Here is a 3,567-nt window from a genome sequence, read left to right as displayed (position 1 = left end):
TATTGGATTTTTGGAAAGTCATGAATTGACGGCTCAATTGATACAGCCCCAAAGGATGGAATTAAAAATGACCTGGGAGGATAAAGACTTTTATGTGGTTTCTGCCGGTGAAAAAGGTATTATTCTTTTTAGGCCTATTAAAAAAAGAAACTTTTCGGAGGGCACCAGAGATTGGGAAATTATCCGTATGGACACTAGCCTTCAGGAAGTATGGAAGATGGAACGTCCAATTAAATCCTATTTTGAATTAAGTGGCTATGCCGCAAATGAGGAGGCTTTTTATTTATTATTTGAGGAAGGAAGCTTTAGCAAAGATAATTTTAGACTTTATAAATTTTCCTACGATCAGGAGGTAATGGAAGTAGCGGTGGATAAACCCTTTCCCGTTACTCTTGAAAGGTTGGAAATTATGGGTGATAACCTTTTGTTAGGTGGAAACACCAAAAACCGGCCGGTGGTGATGCATTTTAACCTTCAAAATAAAAAGGTGAAGGTGCTTCAAGGAGTTTATAAAGATCGAAGCAAGCTTACTGATTTAAGTTCGGATAAAGAAAAACAATTTTTTACCGTATTGCTCCAGGAAAAAGGATCTTCGGGAAACTCTATTTTAACGGTGAATTCATACAATGCTTTTGGCAAACATTTAAATACAAGTAGGTTGACGGCTGGTGAGGACCGATATTTGCTCAGTGGAGAAGCCTCTACCTTTAATGGGGGAAATCAAGTTATTGCTGGCCCATTCAGTAACGGAAACCAGGAGCGTTCTAGAGGTTTGGCTTTTTTTGTTTTAGACCGAGGTCAATTGAAAGTGGATAAAATTCATAGTTATGGAGCTTTTACTAACTATTTTAATTATTTGAAAGAAAACCGGGCCCAAAAGTTAAAGGAAAAAGCAGATCTGCAACTTAAAAGTGGTAAAATGCCTAAAATAGATCAGAGGGTCTGGTTGCATGATATGGTGGAAAGAGAAGGGAATTATTACCTTTTAGGAGAAATTTATGACCCAAAATATAGTAGAGAGCAGTCCTCACGGTATTTCATGATGCCTTCTTTTTATCGTCGCAGGATTAATTTTAATGATAATAAAACATTTGAGGGGTTTGAGTATTCTCATGGTTTTATTGCTTGCTTTAACGAAAGGGGTGAGCTATTATGGGATAATGTGATGAAAATAGATGATCTTAAATCCTTTTATCTAAAGGAACATATTTTCCCTTTGTTTTATAAAGATCTAACAGCATTGATGTACAAGCAAAGTGATGAAATTCATGTGAAACTCATTAAAGGAAATGAGGTGCTTCAAAAAAAAGAAGCTGTAAATATTAAGCTTAAGCATGAAACCGATGAATTAAGGAATAATGATGATGGTTATGGCCAAATGGAGCCATGGTATGGGGATTACTTTTTTGTATACGGTGTTCAACGGGTTAACCGAAATGATTCTGAATCCAGTGGAACTAGAAAGGTTTTTTATATCAATAAGGTGAGTTATAATTTTGAAGCTCACGGGATGGCTACAAATAATTAAAGGTATTGAGTTAGAATTAAAGAAATAGGAATTACCTTTCAGGGGAGTAAATGCTATTTTTTCTGTTCATTTTTGTACTTAATCAAAAATTTTAATCCAGCCTTTAAAAGCAAAAGATACTTTTCCATATATTTGCCGCAATTATGCAGAAAAGACAAATATTTGACAGCCGTTTGCTGGAGATTACCATCCAGCGACTTTGTCAGCAGCTGATTGAAAACCATGAGCAGTTTGAAAATACTGTGATTCTGGGTCTTCAGCCTCGTGGAAAATATTTGGCCGATCGTCTAAAAAGTGTTCTTGAAACCTATTTGGGGAAAGAAATTAAGCTTGGTTATCTGGACATCACTTTTTTTAGAGATGACTTTAGGCGAAGAGAGACACCTTTGAAGGCTAATGCTACATCTGTTCCTTTTCTTATTGAAGATAAAAGTGTAGTACTGGTGGATGATGTCTTATTTACTGGCCGGTCGGTACAGGCTGCACTTTCAGCAATGAATGCCTATGGACGGCCCCAAAAAGTAGAGTTGTTGACTTTAGTAAACCGGAGGTATAGTCGGGACTTACCTATTGAACCACGGTATGTAGGAAAAGAAGTGAATACACTGGCTTCTGAACGGGTCCTGGTAGAATGGAAAGTGCAGGGGGCTAAGGAGGATAATGTTTGGTTAGTCAATAAAGAGCAATAATGGAGGAGCTGAGTACAAAACACCTTTTAGGAATTAAAGATCTGACACCTCAGGATCTGGAATTGATTTTTGAAACAGCAGATAATTTTAAAGAAGTTATTAATCGCCCAATAAGGAAAGTTCCCTCCCTAAGGGACATTACCCTTGCTAATGTGTTTTTTGAGAATTCCACTCGTACTCGCCTTTCTTTTGAATTAGCTGAGAAACGCCTTTCTGCTGATGTGATTAACTTTTCCTCTTCTTCTTCCTCAGTAAAAAAAGGAGAGACGCTACTTGATACGGTTAATAATATCCTGGCAATGAAAGTGGACATGATAGTGATGCGTCATTCAAGTCCAGGAGCACCTCATTTTCTTTCTCAGCATATAGATGCCAATATTATCAATGCAGGTGATGGAACTCATGAACATCCCACACAGGCCCTTTTAGATTCTTACTCCATGCGTGAGCGGCTGGGTACAGATCTTGCTGGGAAAAAGGTAGCTATTATAGGGGATATTTTACATTCGCGGGTGGCTTTATCAAATATTTTCGCTTTACAGAAGCAAGGGGCAGAAGTGATGGTTTGTGGGCCAATTACTTTATTACCTAAATATATTGCTGAATTAGGTGTAAAAGTTGAATTGGATGTCAGAAAGGCCTTAGAATGGTGCGATATAGCCAATGTTCTGCGAATTCAATTAGAAAGACAACAAATTAAATATTTTCCTTCTCTTAGGGAATATTCCCTTTATTATGGGATCAATAAGAAAATGCTTGATTCTCTTAATAAAGAAATTATTGTCATGCACCCCGGACCAATTAATAGAGGAGTAGAATTAAATTCTGATGTCGCAGATTCTGATCAGGCTATTATCTTGGATCAGGTTGAAAATGGTGTAGCCGTTCGAATGGCAGTTTTGTATCTTCTGGCCTCAAAGAGATAATTAATAATGAAGATTTAATAATATAGATATTTAATGGGATGAAAACATCTTTCCTACCTCTTCATTATTAATTTTTCATTATTAAATATATTATTTCCTTAGGCTGCTTTTCTGGAAACAGGAACCTTCATCATAAAATTATCCACCTTTTGATCTGCATAGGTGCCATAAGCATTAATGACAGTCCCTTTTTGACCATCTGTGGTTTCCACAGCATATACAATTGAAGAATCTCCAGCATCGGACTCCTCTTCGAATCTGTACTCGGCAAGGATTAACATTTCCTCTGGCTGATAATAAACCCCTGTTTCGCTGCATTTCATTCCTTTTTCCGTCATCACATAGCGATTTACATATCCCTTTTCCTCTAATTTATGTAGTTTGAAAGAAAGAGGAGTAATGTAATTTTTCATGTATTCCTTAA

4 protein-coding genes are annotated in these 3,567 nt (G+C 36.9%); 3 read left to right on the top strand and 1 reads right to left on the bottom strand.

The features are described 5' to 3' along the window. The 3 genes from E1171_RS23645 to E1171_RS04805 all read left to right on the top strand — a co-directional run. Window positions 1–1,528, top strand: a 1,528-nt coding sequence (locus E1171_RS23645; RefSeq protein ID WP_187696263.1) for a hypothetical protein, incomplete at its 5' end; no start/stop codon positions are given. Between the two features lie 143 nt (window positions 1,529–1,671). Then, window positions 1,672–2,217: a bifunctional pyr operon transcriptional regulator/uracil phosphoribosyltransferase PyrR gene (gene pyrR, locus E1171_RS04810; RefSeq protein ID WP_155204631.1), complete on the top strand. Its 546-nt coding sequence runs from the start codon at window positions 1,672–1,674 to the stop codon at window positions 2,215–2,217. Beyond that, window positions 2,217–3,143 (top strand): aspartate carbamoyltransferase catalytic subunit, encoded by a 927-nt coding sequence (locus tag E1171_RS04805; protein ID WP_155204629.1) that lies wholly within the window; start codon window positions 2,217–2,219, stop codon window positions 3,141–3,143. Before pyrR ends, E1171_RS04805 begins: the two co-directional genes overlap by 1 nt. A gap of 98 nt (window positions 3,144–3,241) precedes the next feature. Here E1171_RS04805 and E1171_RS04800 read toward each other — a convergent pair. Next, on the bottom strand, window positions 3,242–3,567 hold a 326-nt coding region (locus E1171_RS04800), incomplete at its 5' end, for a hypothetical protein (protein ID WP_222931392.1).

The sequence above is a fragment of the Xanthovirga aplysinae genome, from assembly GCF_009711365.1.
Classification (GTDB): Bacteria; Bacteroidota; Bacteroidia; order Cytophagales; family Cyclobacteriaceae; genus Xanthovirga; species Xanthovirga aplysinae.
Note: the sequence above shows the minus strand (reverse complement) of the source record. Positions and strands in the feature narration are given on the sequence as shown.

Bases quoted from the DNA above. Each gene is read 5' to 3' on its own strand.
- E1171_RS04805 (WP_155204629.1), top strand. From the start codon at position 2,217: ATGGAGGAGCTGAGTACAAAACACCTTTTAGGAATTAAAGATCTGACA.
- pyrR (WP_155204631.1), top strand. From the start codon at position 1,672: ATGCAGAAAAGACAAATATTTGACAGCCGTTTGCTGGAGATTACCATC.